This window comes from Cryptosporangium minutisporangium (genome assembly GCF_039536245.1).
Classification (GTDB): Bacteria; Actinomycetota; Actinomycetes; order Mycobacteriales; family Cryptosporangiaceae; genus Cryptosporangium; species Cryptosporangium minutisporangium.
On the sequence record NZ_BAAAYN010000006.1, the window covers coordinates 225889 to 247966 of the forward strand.

Here is a 22078-nt window from a genome sequence, read left to right on the forward strand (position 1 = left end):
CCGCGTTCCGAGGGAATGGCGGCCTACGCGCCCAGCGGGTGGTCGAAGCCCCGCTCCGAGAGCTGCCGGGCGACGTCGACGAGATCGCGCGCGTAGACGTCGACCTGCTCGTCGCCGAACCGCACGGTCGGACCGCTGAGCGTCAGGGCGGCGACCACCCCACCCGATCGGCCCTCGATCGGCACCGCCACCGCGGAGAGACCGGCCTCGCGCTCGCCGTGGCTGACCGCGTACCCGCGTTCCGCGGCCTCCGCGATCCACGCGCGCAGGGTGGACAGGTGCGCCTCCCCGTCGGGGGAGGCCTGGACGATCCGCCGCAGACGCTTGTCGTCGGCGTCCCGGAGCAGCACCTTCGCCGAGGCGCCGCCCCAGAGCGGCAACTCGTCCCCGATCCGGACCACGTGGCGCAACGCCTGCGGGCTCTCCTGCTGGGCGAGGCAGATCCGGGTCAGGTCGCGGGCCCCGTAGAGGTTCACCGTCTCGCGGTGTCGGGCGGACAGGTCGTTCATCGCGCGGGTCAGCTCCGGAGGCATCTCCCAGCTGCTCCGGGCCAGGTGGGCCCAGCGCCACAGCGCGGGACCGGCGAGGTAGCCGCCGGCGGTGGCCCAGAGCAGCCCGGTCTGCTCCAGCGTCTGCACCAGCCGGATGACCGTGGTCTTCGCCAGGCCCGTTCCGTCGGTGATGTCGCGGATGGTCACCACCGGCCGGTCCTCGGTCAGCAGGGACAGGATCTCCATCGCCCGCTGGACGCTGCGCACGCCGGTGGCATCGGCGCTAGCCGGGCCGTCTGTGGTTGCCGCACTCACTGATGGCACCTTCCCCGAGCGACGTCGAAATGCTTCTGGCGGTTGATTCTCGCCAGGGGCGGCCACGTCATCCATCGGCAACTTTCCGGGAACCGCCTATTGCCAGCCGTGAGCGGGCACCCGTACGTTACACGCAGTCCGCAGAGCGGTCCATAAGGTCCGCAGAGCGGTTCGCGGCATAGCTCCGGATTACACGAGCCGGGTATCGATCAAGGTCTTCCTCGCGGCGAGTGCCGTCCCTAACGTGTACGTACTAGTTCGAACATTGCGCCGTTCCGCGTGACGAGGAGTGTGCGAGTGAGTCCAAACAGGGCAGATCCGCTGGACGGCAGGCCGATCCTGGACGCACTTCTGATCCGTCAGGAGAATTCCGGTCCCGTGCTCGCGGCTGCGCTGCTGGCCGGACGCTGGGAGACCGACGGTGCGACCGCGGACCGGGTCGGCCCGTACACCCGGACCGTCGTCTCGCGGGCCCGGACCGCGGGGCTCGACGACGTCGGGAGCGCGGCCGAGTACGCGAGCCGCGCGGCCAGGACGATCGCCGCCCTCGCCCCCGCGACCAGGGCCGACATCCTGGAGCGAGCGGCGAACTCGGCGGCGGTGCACCGCGACGCGCTCGCCCGGCTGATCGCCTGGGAGCTCGGCAAGCCGGTCAAGGACGGCCGGGGCGAGCTGGACCGCGTGGTGGACACGTTCCGCGTCTGTGCCGCCGAGGCCAGGCAGATCGGCGGCGACGTCCTCCCGGTCGCGGGATTCGGTCGTGGCGTCGGGAACACCGCGCTGACCTACCGCGCACCGGCCGGTGTCGCGCTCGCGATCACTCCGTTCAACGCACCGGCCAACCTGCTCGCCCACAAGCTCGGCGCGTCGTTCGCGGCCGGCAACACCACGATCGTCAAGACGCCGCCGCAGGCTCCGGCCAGCTCCGCGGCGATCGTCGCGCTGCTCCTCGACGCCGGCGCACCGCCGGAGGCCGTGCAAGTGCTGCACGGTGACGGGGCCGTCGGCGCGGCGCTGTGTGCGTTACCCGAGGTCAGCGTCGTGAGCTTCACCGGCAGCGCGGCGACCGGCGCGGCCGTCGCCCGGGCCGCGGGCGCGAAGCGGCTGGTCCTCGAACTCGGCGGGAACGCGGCCACGATCGTGTGCGCGGACGCCGACGTCGCGCACGCCGCGGCCGTCTGCGCGAAGACCGGCTACACGAACTCCGGCCAGAGCTGCATCTCCGTGCAGCGGGTCTACGTGCACCGCTCCCGGTTCGGCGAGTTCCTGGACGCGTTCCGGGCGGGCGTCACGGCGTTACGCGTCGGCGACCCGCTCGATCCGGCGACCGACGTCGGCTCCATGGTGGACGACGACGCCGCCGAGCGAGTCGTGCGGTGGAGCCGCGAGGCCTCCGACGCGGGCGCCACGATCGTCACCGGCGGCACCCGCGACGGCGCCACCGTCGCCCCGACGATCGTCGCCGATCCGCCCCCGACGGCGAACGTCGTCACCGAAGAGGTCTTCGGTGCGCTCGTCGCGGTGGTGCCGTTCGACGACTTCGACCAGGTCGTGCAGGAGTGCAACCGCAGCCGGTACGGGCTGCAGGCCGGGCTGTTCACCCGGGACCTCGGGACGATCGTCCACGCGTGGCGCGAGCTCGAGGTCGGCGGCTTGATCGTCAACGGCTCCTCGAACTTCCGGCTCGACCACGTCCCGTTCGGCGGCGTCAAGGACTCCGGCTTCGGCCGGGAGACCCCGCGCTCGATGATCGAGGACTACACGGTGGTCAAGACGCTCGTCCTGCGCGGGATCTCGATTTGGGGCGATCGCTGATGCGCACCCCGACGGCCGCCGCGGCGCTCACCGCCCAGCTCGAGTCCTACGGCGTCGAGTACGTCTTCGGCACCTGCGGCCACACGAACATCGCGCTGCTGGACGCGCTCGGCCGCAGCAGCATCGAGTTCGTCATCGCCCGGCACGAGCAGGCCGCCGCCCACGCCGCCGACGGCTACGCCCGGGCCAGCGGCAAGCCCGGCGTCGTCCTGCTGCACGTCGGGCCGGGAATGATGAACGCGGTCACCGGGGTCGCGACCGCGGCGCTGGACTCGGTGCCGCTGGTCGCGATCGCCGGCGACATCCCGTCCTACTACGCCGGTCGGCACCCGCACCAGGAGGTCAACCTCCACAACGACGCCGACCAGACCGCGATCTACCGCCCGTTCGTGAAGCGCGCCTGGCACGTGCACCGGGTCGAGGACCTGCCCCGGTTCACCGAGCGGGCGTTCACCACCGCGGTCAGCGGTCGCCCGGGCGCGGTCCTGCTCAACGTCCCCATGGATCTGTTCAATCGGCCGCAGGCCGAGAAGGCCTACCCGCTGCCGGGCGAGCTGACCAAGCCCGACCTGCCCACCGAGGTCGCCGCGCGGATCGCGGACGCCCTGGCGGGCGCGGAGCGTCCGCTGATCTACCTCGGCGGCGGTCTCTCCGCCGGGCCGGGCCGGGCCGATCTCACCCGGCTGATCGAGCACCTGGACATCCCGGTCGCGCACTCGCTGATGGCCAAGGGCAGCTTGCCCGACGACCATCCGCTGGTGATGGGCATGCCGGGCTTCTGGGGGCTGGAGCAGACGAACCGGTACGCCCGCGAGGCCGACGTGGTGCTGGCGATCGCGACCCGGTTCGCCGAGACCGACGCCAGCTCCTGGGACGACCGGTACACCTGGAGCTTCCCGCCGACCCGGCTGATCCAGATCGACATCGACCCGGCCGAGATCGGCCGGAACTATCCGGTGGAGATCGGCGCGGTCGCCGACGCGGCGCTCGCCGTCCGCCGGATCGCCGAGGCGGCGATGCCGCACCCCGAGACGCCGCGCCCCGCGCTGCGGGCGGAGATCGCGGCGGGCCGCGGCGAGCTGTTCGCCGCCAGCGCCGAGCGCGGACGCAGCGACGACTTCCCGCTGCGCCCCGAACGCATCCTGCTCGACGTCCGGGAGACGCTGCCCGCCGACACCGTGCTCGTCACCGACGTCGGCTGGAACAAGAACGGGGTCGCCCAGGCGTATCCGCTGCCGGTCGAAGGCCGGTTCATCACCCCGGGCGGCGCCTCGACGATGGGCTTCGGGCCGGCCGCCGCGCTCGGTGTCCAGATCGCCTGGCCGGACCGGCCGGTCGTCGCGCTGATCGGCGACGGCGGGATGAGCGCTCAGCTGCCGGCGTTGCCGATGGCCGTGGAGCGGGGCCTGCCGGTGCTGTTCGTCGTGATGAACAACCGGGCCCACGGCACCATCGCGGACCTGCAGACCGCCAGCTTCGGCACCGGCTACGGCTGCGAGTTCACCGACCCCGACGGGAAGCCCTACAGCCCGGACTTCGCCGCCCTCGGCGAGGCCTGCGGCGCCGACGGCTACCGCATCACGCAGCCGGGCGATCTCCGGAACGCCCTGCGCAGTGCCCTCGCGCGTCGCCGCCCCGCGGTGATCGACGTGCCGATGGTGAACGAGCCGGTGCCCACTCCGGGCCACTGGAACATCAAGGACATCTACGCCGGAATCTTCGAGTGATCCACCCCAACCCCCAGAGGTGATGATCCGTGTTCGGAATCCGTAGTACCCGCCGCGCCATGGCTGCCGCGGCGGCGGTCCTGGCGCTCACGCTCAGCACGGCGTGCAGCGCACCCGGCGACGACGACGAGGACGGTGGCAGCGGCTCCGGCCCGATCAAGATCGCCGTGGTCGACGCCCAGAGCGGGCAGCTGTCCTCGCTGGGCAAGTGGGAGTACAAGGGCGTGAAGCTCGCGGTCGACGAGTGGAACGCGAAGGGCGGAATCGACGGCCGGAAGATCGAACTCGGGCTCTTCGACGACCAGGGTGACCCGACGATCGGCACGAACCTCGCGCGCAAGATCGACAGTGAGGGCTACATCGCGATGCTCGGCACCGCGGAGAGCGCCGTGACGATCGCGATGGCCCCGATTCTGCAGCAGGCCGAGATCCCGAACATCACCTCCGGCCAGTCGCCGGGCCTCACCGCGGTGAAGAGCCCGTTCCTGTTCCTCAACGGACCGACGAGCACGACCTACGACGAGAGCCTCGCGAAGTACATCGTCGATCAGAAGAAGATCACGAAGATCGCGATGATCACCAACAACGGCGGCTACGGCAAGGGCGAACACGACGCGTTCACCAAGGCGCTGGCCGACCGCGGGATCAAGCCGGTCGACGACCAGGTGGTGACCACCGACCAGAAGGACTTCAGCGCGGCGCTCACCAGCATTCGGCAGAAGGCACCGCAGCTGATCTTCGTCGGCGCCGAGGAGGTCGAATCCGGCCTGATCGTCAAGCAGGCCCGCGACCTCGGCATCAAGGTGCCGTTCGCCGGCGCCGCACCGCAGGGCACGCCGGTCTTCCTGGACACCGCCGGCGCGGCCAACGCCGAGGGCACGATCGTCTCCTCGCCGTACCTGAGCAACGACGTCAGCGACGCGTCCAAGAAGTTCGCCGCCGACTACCAGAAGGCGTTCAACGAGGAGGCCGAGCTGCACGGCGCCAAGGCGTACGACGGTGCGCAGATCATGTTGACCGCGCTGAAGAACAGCAACGTCGCCACCGGTAAGGAGCTGGCCGACGCGATCCGCGCGGTCAAGCACAAGGGGCTGCTCGGCGACTTCGCGTTCGACGACACGGGTGTCGGCATCTTCGCCACGTCGATCGGCACCATCACCGGCGGAAAGCTCGTCGCCGCGAGCTGATTTTTCTCGACCCGGTGCGGGGCCGCTCGGTGGCGGCCCCGCACCGACGCCCGCGCCTAGGCCCCTGCTCAGGGAGAGTCATGCAAGTCTTCGTTCAGACGCTCGTCGGCGGCATCAGCCTCGGAGCGATCTACGCGCTGGTCGCCATGGGTTTCTCCCTGGTCTACCGCACGATGGGCCTGGTCAACTTCGCCCACGGCAACGTCGTCATGATCGGCGCCTACCTGGCCTCCACCTTCTACCTCTCGGTCCGCCTGCCGTTCGCGCTCGCGATGGTCGTGGCGATCGCCGTCACCGGCCTCATCGGCGTCATCATCGAACGGGTTCTCCGGCCACTGGAGAACAAGGACTTCGACCTGATGCTGATCGGCACGATCGGCTTCGGCATCGTGCTGGACGCGCTGGCGATCCTGATCTGGGGCGCCACCGGCCGTGCCGTCCCCTCACCGGTGCGGTCGGCGCCGCTCGACGTGTTCGGGATCCGCATCCGCACCTACGACCTGGTCGTGCTCGCGGTCGCCGCGGCGGCGATGGTGCTGCTCGTCCTGTTCCTCCAACGCACCAAGCGCGGCGCGGCGATGCAGGCGGTGGCGATGGACCACGAGGCCGCCACCGCGGTCGGCATCCACGTCGGACGCAGCAACGCGATCGCGTTCGTGATCGGCGCCGGGCTCGCCGCGCTCGCCGGTGGCCTGGTCGGGCCGCTGCTCTACGTCAGCCCGTCGATGGGGGGCGCGCTGGGTATCAAGGGGTTCGCCGGCGCGATCCTCGGTGGCTTCGGCAGTATCCCGGGCGCGATCGTCGGCGGTCTCGCGATCGGCGTCCTGGACTCGTTCGCAGCCGGCCACTTCCAGGGCTACTCGGAGCTCGTGACGTTCGTCGTCTTCGCGGTGCTGATCATGGTCCGGCCGACGGGCATCTTCGGGGAGAAGACGGTGAACCGCGCATGAAGTACTCCCGGGTGGCTGCCCTCACTCTGCTCGTCGCCGCGGCGGTGGTCCTGCCCTACACCGTCGGCCGCTACACGATCCACGTCATCGACGTCACGATCATCTTCGCCATCCTCGCCATCGGCATGGGGCTGGCGATGGGCATCGGCGGCCAGATCAACCTCGCACAGATCGCGTTCTTCGGCCTCGGCAGCTACGTCACCGCGATCCTCACGGTGAAGGAGGGCTGGGGCTTCTGGACGGCGTCCGTGCTGGCGATCCTCGCCACGGTCGCGGTCGGCCTGCTGGTCGGGACGCCCGCGCTGCGGGTCCAGTCGCACTACCTGGGCATCGTCACCCTCGGCCTCGCGCTGGCGTTCACGAACTGGCTGACCAACACCGAGCTGACCGGGGGAGCGGAGGGCATCTCCGGGATCCCGGTCCCGGAGCTGCCCGGCATCGACCTGTCCAGCGAGTACCTCTACTACTACCTGGAGATCACCGCGTTCGCGGTCCTGCTCACGTTCGGCGAGTTCATCGTCCGTACGCCGCTGGGCCGACGGCTCCGCGCGATGCGCGACGACCCGCTCGCAGCCGGCGCGATGGGTGCCGAGGTCCCGATGCTGCGGATGACCGCGTTCGCGCTCTCCAGCGTCTACGGCGGGCTGGCCGGCGTGCTCTACGCCGGGCTGATCCGGTACGTCGCACCGGAGACGTTCAGCATCGCCAACATGTTCCTGCTGCTGGCGATGGTGATCATCGGCGGCAGGCAATCGCTGGTGGGCTGCGTCGTCGGCGCCGTCGGCCTGTCCCTGGTCCGGGAGTGGCTCGTCGACTACCCGACCTACGCCCAGATCGCCTACGGCAGCGTCGTCGTCCTGACCGTGCTGTTCGCCCCGACCGGCCTGGCCGGTCTGCCGGAGCGGATCCGCGGTGCCTATCGCCGCCGCCGTCCTGCCGCGGCCGACCGCGCGGTGCTGCGCCCCTTCCAGCCCTATGCGGACGCCGGGGAGCGAACCGCCTCCGGTGCGCCGGCGCTGGAGATCCTCTCGGTCAGCAAGCACTTCCGCGGGCTCAAGGCGCTCGACGACATCTCGCTGTCGGTGGCGGCCGCGCAGATCCGGGGCATCGTCGGCCCGAACGGTTCGGGCAAGACGACGCTGTTCAACGTCATCAGCGGGTTCTACAAGCCGACCGGCGGCGAGGTCCGGATCGATGGCCGACCGATGACCAACGCCCGGTCCTACCGGCTGGCCCAGGCCGGAGTCGCGCGGACGTTCCAGAACCTCCGGCTCTTCCCGGCCATGACCGTGCGGGAGAACGTGCTGGTGGCGCTCGACCAGACCCGGACCCGCAGCATCTGGCGGTACGCGATCTGGCAACCCGGGGTCTGGCGCCACGACCGAGCGCTGCGCCGCCAGGCCGACACGATCCTCGAGCGGTACGGCCTGACGGACTTCGGGGACGCCTTGCCCGGCGCCCTGCCCTACGGGATCCAGCGCCGCGTCGAGATCGCCCGCGCGATGGCCCGCGAGCCGCGTCTGCTGCTGCTCGACGAGCCGGCCGCCGGCCTCAACGGCGACGAAGTCCGCCAGCTCGGTGAGATCGTCCGATCGATCCGGGACAGCGGGGTCACCGTCGTGCTGATCGAACACAACATGGGCCTGGTCATGTCGCTCTGCGAGCACGTGACCGTGCTCGCCAGCGGCCGCATCATCGCCGACGGCACGCCCGACGAGGTCGCCACCGCTCCCCAGGTCATCGAGGCCTACCTCGGCGACTCGATGGACGACGTCCTGCCCGCCGAGAAGGAGGTCCGGCCATGACGCAGACCGTCACGTCCACCGACGCCCTGGTGGTCGAGGGATTGACCGTCAACTACGGCGGCGTGAGCGCGGTCCGGTCGGTCGCGCTCACCGTCCCGCCCGGCTCGGCGGTGGGGATCATCGGTGCAAACGGTGCCGGGAAGACCTCGACGCTGCGGGCGATCATGGGGCTCGTCCCGCGTAGCGCGAGCACGATGCGGTGGGGAGACGTCGACCTGACGAAGGTGCCGGCCCGGGACATGGTGCGGCACGGCGTCGGCTACGTCCCGGAGGGCCGGCACGTGTTCTCCGGCTTGACCGTGGAGAAGAACCTGCTGCTCGGCGCCTACTCGCGACCGTGGAAGGCGGACACCAAACAGGCCTTGGCGGAGGTATACGAACTGTTCCCGGTGCTCGGCGAGATGCACGGGCGGCTCGCCGGGGCCCTGTCCGGCGGTCAGCAGCAGATGCTCTCGATCGGCCGCGCGCTGATGTGCCGTCCGCGGCTGCTGCTGCTCGACGAGCCGTCGATGGGGCTGTCGCCGAAGTTGGTGGCGGACATCCTCGCGGTACTGCAGCGGCTCTCCTCCGAGGGGCTGAGCCTGCTGCTGGTCGAGCAGAACGCCAAGCTGACGTTCGAGGCGACGAGCAGCTGCCTGGTCGTCGAGAACGGCGAGGTGGCGATGGTCGGCAGCTCCGAGGAGCTCCGGCACGACCCGAACGTGCGCCGCATCTACCTGGGGTTGTGACCATGCGGCCGCGCCGGTCGCCCGGGCGGTAGCGTACTAACCGGTACGTAACTTGTGGAAGAGGGGCGGCATGCCGAGCGACTCGCAGGTGATACCGACCGAGCGGACCCGCGACGCCGAGCGCACCCGGGCGGAGATCCTCGACGTCGCGACGCACGAGTTCGCCGAGCACGGGTACGCGAGCGCACGGGTCGACGCGATCGCCGGCAAGACCAGTACGACCAAGCGGATGATCTACTACTACTTCCGCAGCAAACAGGGCCTCTACGTCGCCGCTCTCGAGCACGCGTACCGCCGCATCCGCTCGCTCGAACAGCGGCTCGACGTGGAGGATCTCGAGCCGGTCGACGCCCTGCGTCAGCTGGCCGAGCTGACCTTCGACCACCACGAGACCCACCAGGACTTCGTCCGGCTGGTGAGTATCGAGAACATCCACCACGCCGAGCACCTGCTGAGCTCCGGAGCGCGGGAAGGGCTGGCCGCTCCGGCGCTCGACGTGCTCACCCGGATCATGGAGCGCGGCCGCGCCGCCGGCGTCTTCCGCAGCGACCTGGACGCGCTCGACGTGCACATGATCATCAGCTCCTACTGCATCTTCCGCGGGGCGAACCGCTACACGTTCCGGGCGATCTTCCAGCGGGACCTGCTGGATCCGGCCCGGCGCGACCACCTGCGGCGACTGCTCGGCGATCTGGTGGTCGATCACGTGACCAGCGGTGGCAAGCACGCGAGCGCGTGACGGGGCCGTCTCGTGGCCAACACCGACGTGGACGTCGATCTGCTCGTCGTCGGCTCCGGCGCAGGTGGGCTGTCCGCCGCGGTGTTCGGTGCGGCCGCAGGACTGTCCACACTGGTGCTGGAGAAGACCGAGTGGCTGGGTGGAACGACCGCCTACTCGGCCGGCACCGCCTGGATCCCCGGCCACCGGCACCAGGCCGACTCCGCTGCCGATCGCGAGGCCGCACGCCGCTACCTCGACACGCTCGTCGGCGATCGGGCGCCCGTCGAGCTGCGGGAGTCGCTGCTCACCCACGGGCCGGCGGCGATCGACCAACTGGATCGGCTCGGGGTCGGCTTCCGGCACACGGTCTCCGCGGTCGACTACCACCCCGAGATCGAGGGGTGCGGCGTCGGCCGGGCGCTGGAGCCCGAACCCTTCGACGGACGTCGGCTCGGCGCAGAGCGGTTCCGGCGAGTGCGGCCTCCGGTGCCCGAGTTCGCGCTGTTCGGTGGCTCACTGATGCTGCGCCGCGCCGAGGTCGACGAGCTACTGGCGATCTTCGGCGGGTCGCCGCGCGCTGTCGGGCTCGCGCTGCGTCGCGGCGCGCGCTGGGCGCTCGACCGGCTCCGGTATCCGCGGGGTACCCGGCTGACGATGGGCAACGCGCTGGTGGCCGGCCTCTACCACCAGCTCGTTCGCCGGTCGGGTGACGTGTGGTTCGGCGCGCGGGCCGTGTCGCTGATCGTCGACGACTCCGGACGTGTCGCCGGAGCGGTGGTCTCCCGGGAGGGCGGAACCGTCCGGGTCGGCGCTCGTCGCGGGGTCGTACTCGCCGGCGGTGGCTTCGCGGCGAACCCTGCCCTGCGGGCCCGGCACCTGCCGGAGCCGACGGCGGAGTTCACCTGCGCGGCCGAGGGAGCCACCGGCGACTTCCTCACCCTGGCGGGCTCGGCGGGTGGTGCCCTCTCCGCACCGGTTGTCGGGGCCGCGCCTGGTGCCCGGTCCGCACGGCGGGACGACAACGCGTTCTGGTTCCCGAGCTCCGTCGGCCGGCGGCGGAACGGCTCGCTCGCGGTCTTCCCACACATCTGGGATCGCGCGAAGCCGGGCATCATCGCCGTCGACGCCGCAGGCCACCGGTTCGTCGACGAGTCGGTGTCCTACCACCGCTTCGTTCGTGCGATGTACGCGACGTCGACCGTCCCGGCCTGGCTCGTGCTGGACGCGCGCACCCTGTCGCGGTACGGGCTCGGGCTGATCCGCCCGCGTCTGCCCGCGCCGCTGTTGCGCCACTACCTGCGAACCGGCTATCTACGCCGCGGCGCCACCATCGGGGAGCTGGCCGCCGCGATCGGCGTCGACCCGGCGGGGCTCGAGCAGACGATCCGCGCGGTCAACGACGCCGCGCGCCTCGGCGTCCCCCAACTCCCGCACCCCAACCCCAACCTGGGGACCATCGAGGATTCGCCGTTCTCTGCGATCGCCGTGGTGCCGACGCCGCTCGCCACGTCGCTCGGACTGCGCATCAACCCGGCGGCGCAGGTGCTCGACGCGGCCGATCAGCCGGTGCCGGGCCTCTACGCGTGCGGCAACGACGCCCAGTCGATCACGGCGTCGGAGTATCCCGGCGCCGGCTGCCAGATCGGCGCGGCGCTGACCTTCGCCTACCTGGCCGCGCGCGACGCTTCCCGTGCCCACCGATCCGGGCGCGACTGACGGTCGAGCCCCGAGTCGGACCAGCGGTTCAGAGGTTCCAGAAGTATCGGCTGGTCGGCACCAGGTCCAGTCCCTGGTCCGCGCCGAACGCGGCGACGCTCGCCATCAGCTCCGTCGTCCGGCGGCGCAGTTCCGCGTCGTCGCCGCGGCTGCCGTAGAACGCGTGCGGGTCGGTCAGCGCGGCCATCGGGAAGTGCTCCTCGACGATCGCGGCGATCGGCGGCGACGACGCCGTGAGGGCCTCGTCCACGATGTTCTGGATGTAGCAGACCGTGTTCTGGGTGCGGATCGCGATCGGGGTGTGGTGCACCGTCCAGTACTCCAGGTACTCCGCCTCGGTCATCGTCGCGGGCCGACGGAGCAGCGCGACCTGGGCGAAGACGTCGGCGCGGGCGCCGTCGGGCACCGGCGCCGGGTCGAGCCGGACCCGTTCGGTCACGCGGTAGGCGTGCGGCGCCGGTTCACCGGCCGCCTCCGCGACGGCGGTGATCGCGGGCGAGGCGTCCCCGTCGGTCCAGATCGAGACCAGGGCGGTGATCGGCTCGCCCGGCCCGAACCGCATCGCGGGCGCCACGTCCGCGTCGTCGAGGTTGACCTGCACGGCGGACGCTCCCGCGGCGGCGAGCGTTTTGCGGAGCGGGAGTGCCGAGAGGGGAGCACCGAGGCCAGCGCGGTGCAGGACGACGATCAGCTTCTGCACGCGACGAACCTAGCAGCGAATCCGCAAAACTAGAACCGGTTACAACAGGACCAGCCCGCCGGGCGGCGGGGCTGGTCCCGGCGGTGGCGTCCGGCCACCGCGGTGTGCGTCAGGAAGGCAGGCGCGCGGGCTCGGCGTAGCCGATCAGCGCCGCCCGGTCCTCGGCGAGGACGAAGCCGTTCCGGATCGTCGCCTCGGCATCAGCGAGGTAGCGCTGCTGATAGTCCGCCCGGGACGGGTAGAGCTGGGCCAGCCGGGCCGGGGACAGCGGCTTGGTGGTGCCCAGCAGGAGGCAGATCGCCGACAGCTTCGGACCGGGGTCCCCGGAGAGCACGGTGACCGGGACGTCGACCGGTGGCGTGCGGACGCCGCCGAGGGCGATGCCGTCGGGGTTCCGCTTGACCGCCGAGATCAGGCCGGTCCGCACGTCGATGCGGGGCGCGGTCACCGGCGGCCGGCCGGTGTCCAGCCAGGTGGCCAGGGCGCGATACGCGGCCTTAGTGACCAGGTGCATCGGCCCGTTGTTGATCGGTGCGCCGCAGTCGATCGTGGCCGCGTTCCCGCCGAGCAGGTGGGCGTCCGCGTGCGCGGTTCCGGCGACCTCCCAGAGCCGGAACCGGTCGTTGTCGGGCTGGCGCGCCTTCACCGAGTTCAGGATGCTGGTCAGGTCCGTCTCGGTCTGGACGTTCATCACCGGAGCGGCCTGATCGGTGCGGAAGATGGTCGTGGTGCCGCCGATCAGCGCGCCCGTCAAGTCGGCCGCCTTGCCGGGGCCCACCAGCGGGAGCCCGGCCGCGCCGCGGCTGTGCACGAAGAAGCCGTCGAAAGCGCGGGTCAGCGGCTGGACGCCGTTGTAGTAGGTGACCATCGCGAATGCCGACTGGGACTCACCGGCGGCGATGATCTTCTCGGGCTGCAGGCCGCCGGTTCCGGCGCCCGCGCGGACGGCACGGGCGACCTGCGTGAGCATGTCGAACGCGAAGCCGTCGCCGGGATGGGTGAGCGAGCCGTAGCGGGCCGGGTCGATCGCCTTCAGGCCCTTGCCGGCCAGCTCCGAGCCGGGGCCGGGAGCCCCGACGAGAACCTGTCCGCCGATGACACCGATCTGCTGCGCCGACACGCCGACCCAGATGTCTCCACGGCGGATGATCTCCTCGTGGGTCGTGGCCCACTCGGGGTCGGCGTCGACGCCGCCGCTGACGTTCAACCACTCGACGATGACGGTGCCGCTGAATCGAGAGGCGTCCGCCGGCCGGCGAACCAGCACCCGGGTCCGGTACGGCGCGCTGCCATCGGTGCGGAACGTCCATCGGCCGTCGGAGGTCAGCCTGCCGCTGGCCTTGTACGAACTCGCCGTCCCGGTCGCGGCGTACTCGTCCTCGACGTAACCGGCCTGCTGGAGGTCGACGGGGATGGCGGTGCCGATGAACACGCCGTTTCCGCCGGTCAGCCGCTGAGTGAGGTCAGCGGCCGGGCCGGAGGTGGCGGTGGCGACGCCCACGTGCGCGGTCGTGGCACCGCTCCCACAGGCGGCCACCGCCAGCAGCACCGCGACGAGAAGACCGGCCAGCGCGGCCGTCGTCCGTCGGCCGGACGCCGGGGGGTCCGTTCCGGGGTCGAGATCGGAATGCGGGGATCGCATGCGTGATCGTCCTCTCGTGCGGGCCGGGTGAGCGGAATGGCGAAGCAAGCCGGCAGGGAGTTCCGCATTGGTTCCGGTGAGCATTTCGGTACGTATTCGGAGCCGGTACTTACCTGCCGGTAACCTGCTGAGGGATAAGGTCTATCGCCCGGGTAGCACTAGTCAAGTCTGTACCGAGCAAGTCGGCTCACCAGGAGATTTCGGGATCAGCAAACGAGAAATCCGGTCGCGGCGTCCCCCATTCCTCGAGTCGGAATCGTCAATTCGGCAACTCTATTGGCATTCCGGTGGGAGGAATCAATCCGACCCGGGACGGCCGGAGAACAGGCCGTCGAGGAGAACGGTGATCGCGCGCAGAGCCGTCCGCGACCGGTCCTCGATCGCGGCGTGAGCGATTGCGCCTTCGAGCATCGTCATGACCATCCGCAGGTCGCCGGGGCCGACTCCCTCCCGGAGCCCGCCGACGGCCTGGCAACGCAGCATCGGCCCGGTGAGCGCGGAGATCACCTGCTCCGTGCACCACTCCCGCTCCGCGTCGGTCAGCTGGTCGGTGAGCGTGACCAGCGGGCGCATCGACGCCTGCCCGATCAGGACCATCTCCAGCAGCCAGCGGAAGTTGTGCGGCTCGGTCTGCTCGACGAGGTCGCCGAGCACCGCCAGCTGCTCGCGGGTCACCGCGAGCGCTATCGCTCGGCGATCCGGGAAATGCCGGTAGGCGGTGGCCTGGCCGACACCGGCCCGGCGCGCGATCTCCGCGAGCGAGGGCACCGCATCGCCCTGGGTGAGCTCGGCGTTGGCGACGTGCAGGATCCGTGCCCGGTTCCGTTTCGCGTCGCTGCGCACGGGGGGAGGGGACGACGGCATGCGATGCCTCCTTGCCGGACGGCCAGGTGTTACCGATCGGTAGGAACCGTACCAATCGCCGGGCGAGACGGGTCCAATCCGGACGGAGTGCGGGAAAGGTGGCGCAGTCCGACCCGGGTACTTAGAGTGGGGTTGCTGGCCTGTGACCTAGGTAACTCCGTCGGGCGTCGGGGCTGGACGCAGCCATATTGGATGGACCAAGGGCGGTTCTCCACCATGAAGAACGGACATCGGCGCGACCCTTTGGCGACGACCGCGAGCCGGGGCTCCGTCTACGCGGCCTGGGAACGGTTCGTACAGGGCGACGATCAGGTCGTGGGTGTCCGTCCCGAAGTAGCGATCTCCTGGCATCGCTGCCGGGAGCAGTACCGCGTCGACCCGCACCTCACCGAGGCGCCGATCGCCGTCGCGGAGATCGACCACACGCCGGAGCACGACGGCGTCTTCGCCGAGCTGGGGTTCCGGGCCGCGGCCCTCGCCCACGACGTGGCGGTGATCGGCGGTGTCGTCACGATCACCGACTCCACCGGCCGGATCCTGGCCGAGTGGGGCGACGCGGCCACGCGCGCCCGGGCCGAGGAGGCCAACCTCGCGCCCTGGTTCTGCTGGTCGGAGTCGGCGGCCGGCACGAACGGCATGGGCATGGCACTCGAGGCGCACGGCCCGGTACTGGTCCGGGGCGCGGAGCACTGGTGCGAGCCGTTCCACGACTGGACCTGCGCGGGCATCGCGGTGCGTGACGTGGTGAGCCGGGAGCCGATCGCCGTCCTGAACATCTCCTGCTGGCGCAGCCAGCTCCCGTCGCTCGCGGGCAGCTGGCTGACGAACGCTGCGGCCAGGACGCAGTGCCTGCTGCGGCGGCGCGCGCGCAACAGCGGCGCCGAGCTGGTCGCGGCATACACCCAGGCCAGGGCCGGCTGCACCGGAGGGCTCGCCGCGATGGACACCGCGGGCAAGGTGGTGATCGCGGACGAGACGGCGAGCGTGCTGATGGGAGTTCCGGCGGCCATCCCGGCGCTCGACCCGACCGTGCGCTGGAACCCCGGGCTGCCGGAGCTGATCAGCGCCACCCGCTTCGCCAGCAGCCAGGCGGCCCGCAACCCCGAGTGGGTCGGCTCCACCCAGATCTTCACCTACCTCTCCGCGGAGCCGACGCCGATCACCATCCGTCCCGTCTTCCTCTCCGGTCACCTGATCGGGACCCTGGTCTCGTTCGGCGCCTCGGACGAGGTGCCGCTGCCTCCCGGCGCCGAAGCGCCCGCCCACCCGGGTACGAATCCGCGCCGGGTGGTCGCGACGCGGGAGAACCGGACGGTGTTGCTACGGCCGCCGGAGGTGTCGTTCGCCGAGTCGGACGGGAACGACGTGTGGCTCTCCACCGATCAGGGACGGCTCCGGGCCGCGTCGCCGAGCCTGGACAGCCTCGGCGACGAGCTGGCCGACGTCGGGTTCCTCCGGGTGCACCGCCGGTACGTGGTCAACCTCAGCCGCGTCCGTGAGGTCGAGCGCCGGCGGGGAGGCGAGCTGTTCCTGGTCACCGACGACGGGGCGGACGGGCTGGTGCCGGTCTCCCGTCGGAACGCGCCGGCCGTCCGCCGCGCGCTGGACATCTGAGCGCTGAGCAGACGACTCTCCGGGAGGGTTCCGTGTCCGAAAGCCCGAGCGGCACGACGAACACCGACACCGCGGGCGGCGGTCTCGGCCTCCCCGCCCCGAGGGAGGCCCGCCGCCCGACCACGCGCGCCGGGACCGGTGACTGGTGGCCGGAGCAGCTGGACCTCCGGGCGCTGCCGAAAAGAGCCGACCCGCTCGGCGACGACTTCGACTACCGCGCCGCGTTCCGGACGCTCGCCCTCGACGCGCTGGCCGACGACGTCGACGCGGTCCTCACCACGTCGCAGGAGTGGTGGCCCGCCGACTTCGGCCACTACGGACCTCTCGTCGTCCGGATGGTGTGGCACTGCGCCGGGACCTACCGCATCGGCGACGGCCGGGGCGGTCCCAGCGCGGGGCTGCAGCGCTTCGCGCCGGTCGACAGCTGGCCGGACAACCGCAACCTCGACAAGGCGCGCCGGCTGCTCTGGCCGGTGAAGAAGAAGTACGGCCGCCGGATCTCCTGGGCTGATCTCATGGTCTTCGCGGGCAACCGCGCCCTGGAGACGATGGGCTTCACCACGTTCGGGTACGCCGGCGGGCGGGCGGACGTCTTCGAGCCCGACGAGGTCTACTGGGGCCCGGAGACGACCTGGCTCGGCGACGAGCGCCACACCGGCGTCCGGGATCTGGAGAGCCCGCTCGCCGCCGACCAGCTGGGCCTCATCTACGTCAATCCGGAGGGCCCGAACACGGTCCCGGACCCGGTCGCCTCGGCCCGGGACATCCGCGCCACGTTCCGGCGCATGGGCATGAACGACGAGGAGACCGTCGCGCTCATCGCGGGCGGCCACACGTTCGGCAAGACCCACGGCGTCGCCGACCCGGAGCGTCACCTCGGCCGCGAACCGGCCGGCGCCGCGCTCGAGGACCAGGGGCTGGGCTGGCGGAGCAGCTACCGCACCGGCCGCGGCTCGGACACGATCACCAGCGGTCTCGACGGTACGTGGACACCGACGCCCACCACCTGGGACAACAGCTACCTGGAGAACCTGTTCGGCTACGAGTGGGACGTCGCGCTGAGCCCGGCCGGCCTGTGGCAGTGGGTACCCCGAGACGGCGCAGGAGCCGGCACCGTGCCGGACGCGCACGACCCCGCGAAGACCCACCCCCCGACGTTCCTCACGACTGATCTGGCCCTCCGCTTCGACCCCGGCTACGAACCGATCGCGCGGCGCTTCCACACGCACCCGGACCAGCTGGCGGACGCGTTCGCCCGGGCCTGGTTCAAGCTCACGCACATCGACCTGGGACCGATCCAGCGCTACCTCGGGCCGCTGGTGCCCGCCGAGACGCTGATCTGGCAGGACCCCGTCCCCGCCCCGTCCCAGGAGCCCGCCGGGGTCGCGGAGATCGCCGAGCTCAAGAGCCGGGTCCTCGACTCCGGACTGTCGGTCGCCGAGCTGGTCGCCTGCGCGTGGGCGTCGGCCTCGACGTTCCGCGTCAGCGACAAACGCGGCGGGACGAACGGTGGCCGCCTGCGCCTGGAGCCGCAGCGGAGCTGGGAGGTCAACGCGCCCGAGACGCTGGCGCGCGTGCTCGAAACGCTCGAAAGACTTCGCGGGACCATGTCGCTCGCCGATGCGATCGTGCTGGGCGGCTGCGCCGCCGTGGAGCAGGCCGCGCGGACCGCCGGTGTCGACGTCGTGGTCCCGTTCCGTCCGGGGCGGACGGACGCGACGCAGGAGTGGACCGATCCGGAGTCCTTCGCCGCGCTGGAACCGGTGGCGGACGGCTTCCGCAACTACCGCGGGGCGCGCGCCCGGCGGCCCTCGGAGCACCTGCTCGTCGATCGGGCGAACCTGCTGACGCTCAGCGCACCGGAGATGACCGTCCTCGTCGGCGGCCTGCGCGTGCTGGGCGCGAACACGGGCCGGTCCGAGCTGGGGGTCCTGACGGTCGCTCCCGGTGCGCTGACCAACGACTTCTTCGTCAACCTGCTCGACCCTGGCACGGAGTGGACGTCGGGAGCAACCCCGGAGGTCTTCGAGGGCCACGAACGCGCCACCGGTGAGCTCACGTGGACGGCCAGCCGCGTCGACCTCGTCTTCGGCGCGAACGCGGAGCTGCGGTCCATCGCGGAGGTCTACGCGGCCGACGACGCCCGGGAGACGTTCGTGCGTGACTTCGTCGCCGCGTGGGACAAGGTGATGAACCTCGGCCGGTACGACCTCCGGTGAGCCGCCCAGCGGTGGCGTCCGAGGTCTGAACGGTAGCTGCGGGCGGACGAACGGCGGTGCCGGCCCCGAATAGGCGTTCGTCCTTGTCGGTGCCAATTCGTCAGCGTAAAGTCCAGCGCGATAGGCGATCGCGGTAGCACACGACGATCACAATGGACGATGTCGCGACCCGATGTCGGGGATCGCTTTTTCCACTGCTGTGCCGGGGATTTCCCATTGCTGGCCCGAAAAGCTCCGCGAATTGGTCGCGGTTGTTTTCGCGTGCCATCGGCCGTCGTGATCGCGAATTCAGACGGAAAACCGGGTGACGAATCAGCGCGAGGAGATGAGGGTCGATGGCGACCTCGCAGGATCGGGACTTGCTGCTGGACAAACTCGGCTTGGGTGCGCAGAACAAGGCGGCGCTCGGCCGGGTGCTCAACACCGGGAACATCGGGGAGGCGACGGAGCGGGCCGACGGCCGGATGGAGGCGACGATCCGGATCCGGCCCGACGAGATCTGCTGGGACCCGTCGATCCTGGTCATGCCGCACGGGGGTGACCTGGAACTCGAGCTGATCAACGACGATCTGAACACCCACTGCGCGCTCCTGCCGAGCAACGGCGACCGGAAGTTCATCTGGCTGGTGAACCACTCACGCGGACGCGCGACCCTCAACCTCGACGGCCCTGGCTACTACTGGTACAGCTCGCCCACGGGCAACGACGAGGGCCGCGGACTGACCGGCGCGATCGTCGTGCTGGGCGATGTTCCGCCGGAGGCCCGCCTCGACCGCCCCGACCAACCTCGGCCGTGACCACCGTCCTGAGAAAGGGGAGCCGGCAATGACCAACGTCGAGTACGTAGATGCGGGCGAGGCCGTCGATCAAGCGCGGCTGAGCGGCAAGGTCGCGGGCGGAGAAACTGCGCCGCCGGTGGTGGAGAACGTCACCTACGAGCGCATTCTCCAGGCGCGGTCGGAGCCCGAGAATTGGCTCACTTACTACGGCGCGTACAACGGGCAGCGGTACAGCCTGCTCGACCAGATCAATACCGAAAACGTCAAGCGCATCGGGCCCGCGTGGGTCTTCCAGGCCGGTTCCAGCGGCATCATCGCGGGCGCGTCGACCTACTCGTTCGAGGCGACGCCGATCGTCGTCGACGGGATCATGTTCCTCTCCGGCTGGGACGGCTGGGTCTGGGCGCTGGACGCGAAGACCGGGACCGAGATCTGGCGGTACAAGCACGCGATCCCGTTCGACGTGTCGCTGTGCTGCGGGAACGTGAACCGGGGCGTCGCCGTGGCGAAGGGCAAGGTCTTCTTCGTCACCGCGAACGCCCACGTCCTCGCGCTCGACGCGACGACCGGCAAGAGGGTCTGGGACCGGACCTACGGCGACGTGCGGGCCGGGGAGAGCGCCACGGTCGCGCCGCTCGTCGTCAAGAACATGGTGATCGTCGGGAGCTCCGGCGGCGAGTTCGGGGTCCGGGGCCACCTGGACGCGTTCGACGTCGACACCGGTGAGCACCAGTGGCGTTGTTACACGGTGCCGAAGCCCGGCGAGCCGGGCTCGGAGACCTGGCCCGCCGAGGGAGAGGCCTGGGCGCGCGGCGGCGCGAACTGCTGGCTCACCGGCACGTTCGACGCGGAGACGAACCTGCTCTACGTGGGCACCGGCAACCCCGCGCCGGACTTCGACGGCGGCGTTCGCGAGGGCGACAACCTCTACACCGACAGCATCATCGCGGTGGACGTCGACGCCGGCCAGATCCGCTGGCACTACCAGTGCACCCCGCACGACGTGTGGGACTACGACAGCATCGGCGAGTGCATCCTGTTCGAAAAGGACGGGCGCAAGCTGCTCGGGCACTTCGACAAGAACGGGTACTTCTTCGTCCTCGACCGCACCAACGGCGAGCGGGTCTCGATCACCCCGTTCGTGGACCGGATCACCTGGGGTGCGATCACCCGCGACGGCCAGGTGGTGGCGAAGGTCTACCCCGACGAAGAGGGCGTCCCGGTGCACTTCTACCCGGGCCCGGCCGGTGCCAAGGAGTGGACCCACGCGGCCTACAGCCCGAAGACCGAACTCTTCTACGTCCCGGTCCAGGACGTCGGGGCCACGGCCACCCGTCGGCGCCGGGAGTTCAAGGAGAGCATCCCGTACTGGGGTGCGGGCGTGCAGGTCGACATCGACGAAGCGGTTGGCTACCTCAGCGCGTTCGACGCCAACGGCGAGGAGAAGTGGCGTTGGCGCAACGAGCTCCCGATGTGCGCGTCGGTGCTGGCCACCGCTGGTGACCTGGTATTCGCCGGCGAGCCCTCGGGGGAGTTCAACGCGTTCGACGCGCGCACCGGGGAGCTGCTGTGGCAGTTCCAGTGCGGCAGCGGCCATCACAGCAGCCCGTCGACGTACATGGTCGACGGCCGGCAGTACATCGCCGTGCCGGTCGGCTGGGGCGGGTGGGCCGAGGGATTCCTCCCGGGCATGCTCGGCGCCGGCCACGGAAGCGCGTTGATCGTCTTCGCTCTCCCGGAGTCGTAAAGGAGGTGGATCTGTGGAATCCCAGCTGGCTGCGTGGGAGACGCCCGAGTTCGAGGAGGTCTCCGTCGCACCCGAAGTGACCATGTACATGGGTCAGCTCGACGACTAGGAGGACGGCGCCGGACTTCCGAGTCCGGCGCCTCGCCTCGGCTGTGGAGGGCGGGCCGGATGTGGATGCGGGTGCTGGGTTCGGCGGCAGGAGGCGGCTCTCCGCAGTGGAACTGCGGCTGCCCGGTCTGCACCGCGGTCCGCGCCGGTGCCGCCCCTCCGCGCACCCAGTCGTCGATCGCGGTGAGCGTCGACCGACGGCGGTGGTTCCTGTTCAACGCCTCGCCCGACGTCCGGACGCAGCTCGAAGCGTTCTCCGGCCTCCATCCGCGCGGCGACCGGGTGACACCGCTCTCCGCGGTGCTGCTCACCGACGCGGAGCTGGACCACACGCTCGGCTTGTTGCTGTTGCGCGAGGCCCGGGACCTGCGTCTCTACGCCACGCCCGCGGTGCACACGACGCTGAGCGACGGCTCCGGGCTGCTGCCGCTGCTGGAGCGCTACTGCCGGGTCGAGTGGCGACCGGTCACCCCAGGCGGCGACGTGCCGCTCGCGGACGGGCTGTCCTGCCGGGCGTTCGACGTCCCCACCACGAAGCCGGACCGGTTCGCGACCGGCGAGAACCACGGCCGCGTCGTCGGTTACCGGCTGACCGACGAGCACACCGGCGGCACGCTCGGCTACCTGCCGTGCGTCCAAGCGCTCACCCCGGCGGTGCGCGCCGAGATCGAGGGCTGTGACTGCCTGCTGATCGACGGGACGTGCTGGCGCGACGACGAGCTGGGCCCCACCGCCCGGACCTCGCGCGAGATGGGCCACCTGCCCGTCGCCAGCAGCCTGCTGGAGATCCAGGCCCTGCGGGTGCGGCGGACGATCTTCGTCCACATCAACAACACCAACCCGATCCTCCTCGACGACACGCCCGAGCGGCGCCTCGTCGAGGACCGCGGCATGGAGGTGGCGATGGACGGCCTCGAGGTGAAGCTATGACCGTGTGCCCCGGCGCCCTC

At 70.8% G+C, this 22078-nt stretch carries 18 protein-coding genes; 14 read left to right on the forward strand and 4 right to left on the reverse strand.

Features of this window, described 5'->3' with window-relative positions; genetic code table 11:
* Positions 1–23: 23 nt before the first annotated feature.
* Entirely contained in the window at positions 24–806 is a 783-nt protein-coding gene (locus tag ABEB28_RS05850) for an IclR family transcriptional regulator (protein WP_345726934.1), read from the reverse strand.
* A 297-nt stretch (positions 807–1103) separates the two neighbouring features.
* Between ABEB28_RS05850 and ABEB28_RS05855 the strand changes: the two genes are divergently transcribed.
* The 8 genes from ABEB28_RS05855 (at position 1104) to ABEB28_RS05890 (ending at position 11455) form a co-directional block, all read left to right on the forward strand.
* Entirely contained in the window at positions 1104–2621 is a 1518-nt protein-coding gene (locus ABEB28_RS05855; RefSeq protein WP_345726935.1) for an aldehyde dehydrogenase family protein, read from the forward strand.
* A complete protein-coding gene (locus ABEB28_RS05860; protein WP_345726936.1) occupies positions 2621–4348 on the forward strand; it encodes a thiamine pyrophosphate-binding protein in 1728 nt (575 codons plus the stop codon). Before ABEB28_RS05855 ends, ABEB28_RS05860 begins: the two co-directional genes overlap by 1 nt.
* Before the next feature lie 59 nt (positions 4349–4407).
* The gene (locus tag ABEB28_RS05865; protein ID WP_345726937.1) at positions 4408–5535 is read left to right on the forward strand and encodes an ABC transporter substrate-binding protein; all 1128 of its coding nucleotides are present in this window, start codon (positions 4408–4410) and stop codon (positions 5533–5535) included.
* An 80-nt stretch (positions 5536–5615) separates the two neighbouring features.
* Positions 5616–6485: a branched-chain amino acid ABC transporter permease gene (locus tag ABEB28_RS05870; RefSeq protein WP_345726938.1), complete on the forward strand. Its 870-nt coding sequence runs from the start codon at positions 5616–5618 to the stop codon at positions 6483–6485.
* Positions 6482–8290 (forward strand): branched-chain amino acid ABC transporter ATP-binding protein/permease, encoded by a 1809-nt coding sequence (locus ABEB28_RS05875; protein WP_345726939.1) that lies wholly within the window; start codon positions 6482–6484, stop codon positions 8288–8290. The genes ABEB28_RS05870 and ABEB28_RS05875 overlap by 4 nt, the downstream gene beginning before the upstream one ends.
* Positions 8287–9018: an ABC transporter ATP-binding protein gene (locus ABEB28_RS05880; RefSeq protein WP_345726940.1), complete on the forward strand. Its 732-nt coding sequence runs from the start codon at positions 8287–8289 to the stop codon at positions 9016–9018. The genes ABEB28_RS05875 and ABEB28_RS05880 overlap by 4 nt, the downstream gene beginning before the upstream one ends.
* Before the next feature lie 70 nt (positions 9019–9088).
* Positions 9089–9757, forward strand: coding sequence for a TetR/AcrR family transcriptional regulator (locus ABEB28_RS05885; RefSeq protein WP_345726941.1), 669 nt, complete (start codon positions 9089–9091; stop codon positions 9755–9757).
* 12 nt (positions 9758–9769) lie between these two features.
* On the forward strand, positions 9770–11455 hold the full coding sequence (locus ABEB28_RS05890; RefSeq protein WP_345726942.1) for an FAD-dependent oxidoreductase: 1686 nt from the start codon (positions 9770–9772) through the stop codon (positions 11453–11455).
* Positions 11456–11483: 28 nt separating this feature from the next.
* Here ABEB28_RS05890 and ABEB28_RS05895 read toward each other — a convergent pair whose 3' ends face one another.
* The 3 genes from ABEB28_RS05895 to ABEB28_RS05905 form a co-directional block, all read right to left on the reverse strand.
* Positions 11484–12155 (reverse strand): hypothetical protein, encoded by a 672-nt coding sequence (locus ABEB28_RS05895; protein ID WP_345726943.1) that lies wholly within the window; start codon positions 12153–12155, stop codon positions 11484–11486.
* A gap of 109 nt (positions 12156–12264) precedes the next feature.
* Positions 12265–13797, reverse strand: a complete 1533-nt coding sequence (locus ABEB28_RS05900; protein ID WP_345726944.1) for an alpha/beta hydrolase domain-containing protein — start codon at positions 13795–13797, stop codon at positions 12265–12267.
* Between the two features lie 297 nt (positions 13798–14094).
* Entirely contained in the window at positions 14095–14661 is a 567-nt protein-coding gene (locus ABEB28_RS05905; RefSeq protein ID WP_345726945.1) for a TetR/AcrR family transcriptional regulator, read from the reverse strand.
* Positions 14662–14877: 216 nt separating this feature from the next.
* Between ABEB28_RS05905 and ABEB28_RS05910 the strand changes: the two genes are divergently transcribed.
* The 6 genes from ABEB28_RS05910 to pqqB all read left to right on the forward strand — a co-directional run bounded on the left by ABEB28_RS05910 (position 14878) and on the right by pqqB (position 22058).
* Positions 14878–16275, forward strand: coding sequence for a DNA-binding protein (locus ABEB28_RS05910; RefSeq protein WP_345726946.1), 1398 nt, complete (start codon positions 14878–14880; stop codon positions 16273–16275).
* Between the two features lie 32 nt (positions 16276–16307).
* On the forward strand, positions 16308–18494 hold the full coding sequence (gene katG, locus ABEB28_RS05915; RefSeq protein ID WP_345726947.1) for a catalase/peroxidase HPI: 2187 nt from the start codon (positions 16308–16310) through the stop codon (positions 18492–18494).
* 335 nt (positions 18495–18829) lie between these two features.
* On the forward strand, positions 18830–19291 hold the full coding sequence (locus ABEB28_RS05920; protein ID WP_345726948.1) for an MSMEG_3727 family PQQ-associated protein: 462 nt from the start codon (positions 18830–18832) through the stop codon (positions 19289–19291).
* Positions 19292–19319: 28 nt separating this feature from the next.
* Positions 19320–21020, forward strand: coding sequence for a PQQ-dependent dehydrogenase, methanol/ethanol family (locus tag ABEB28_RS05925; RefSeq protein WP_345726949.1), 1701 nt, complete (start codon positions 19320–19322; stop codon positions 21018–21020).
* Between the two features lie 13 nt (positions 21021–21033).
* On the forward strand, positions 21034–21129 hold the full coding sequence (gene pqqA / locus ABEB28_RS05930; protein WP_345726950.1) for a pyrroloquinoline quinone precursor peptide PqqA: 96 nt from the start codon (positions 21034–21036) through the stop codon (positions 21127–21129).
* 59 nt (positions 21130–21188) lie between these two features.
* Positions 21189–22058, forward strand: coding sequence for a pyrroloquinoline quinone biosynthesis protein PqqB (gene pqqB, locus ABEB28_RS05935; protein ID WP_345726951.1), 870 nt, complete (start codon positions 21189–21191; stop codon positions 22056–22058).
* The last annotated feature ends 20 nt before the right edge of the window (positions 22059–22078 follow it).

Bases quoted from the DNA above. Each gene is read 5' to 3' on its own strand.
- ABEB28_RS05860 (WP_345726936.1), top strand. From the start codon at position 2,621: ATGCGCACCCCGACGGCCGCCGCGGCGCTCACCGCCCAGCTCGAGTCC.
- ABEB28_RS05865 (WP_345726937.1), top strand. From the start codon at position 4,408: ATGGCTGCCGCGGCGGCGGTCCTGGCGCTCACGCTCAGCACGGCGTGC.
- ABEB28_RS05870 (WP_345726938.1), top strand. From the start codon at position 5,616: ATGCAAGTCTTCGTTCAGACGCTCGTCGGCGGCATCAGCCTCGGAGCG.
- ABEB28_RS05875 (WP_345726939.1), top strand. From the start codon at position 6,482: ATGAAGTACTCCCGGGTGGCTGCCCTCACTCTGCTCGTCGCCGCGGCG.
- ABEB28_RS05880 (WP_345726940.1), top strand. From the start codon at position 8,287: ATGACGCAGACCGTCACGTCCACCGACGCCCTGGTGGTCGAGGGATTG.
- ABEB28_RS05885 (WP_345726941.1), top strand. From the start codon at position 9,089: ATGCCGAGCGACTCGCAGGTGATACCGACCGAGCGGACCCGCGACGCC.
- ABEB28_RS05900 (WP_345726944.1), bottom strand. From the start codon at position 13,797: ATGCGATCCCCGCATTCCGATCTCGACCCCGGAACGGACCCCCCGGCG.
- ABEB28_RS05905 (WP_345726945.1), bottom strand. From the start codon at position 14,661: ATGCCGTCGTCCCCTCCCCCCGTGCGCAGCGACGCGAAACGGAACCGG.
- ABEB28_RS05910 (WP_345726946.1), top strand. From the start codon at position 14,878: ATGAAGAACGGACATCGGCGCGACCCTTTGGCGACGACCGCGAGCCGG.
- ABEB28_RS05920 (WP_345726948.1), top strand. From the start codon at position 18,830: ATGGCGACCTCGCAGGATCGGGACTTGCTGCTGGACAAACTCGGCTTG.
- ABEB28_RS05925 (WP_345726949.1), top strand. From the start codon at position 19,320: ATGACCAACGTCGAGTACGTAGATGCGGGCGAGGCCGTCGATCAAGCG.
- pqqB (WP_345726951.1), top strand. From the start codon at position 21,189: ATGTGGATGCGGGTGCTGGGTTCGGCGGCAGGAGGCGGCTCTCCGCAG.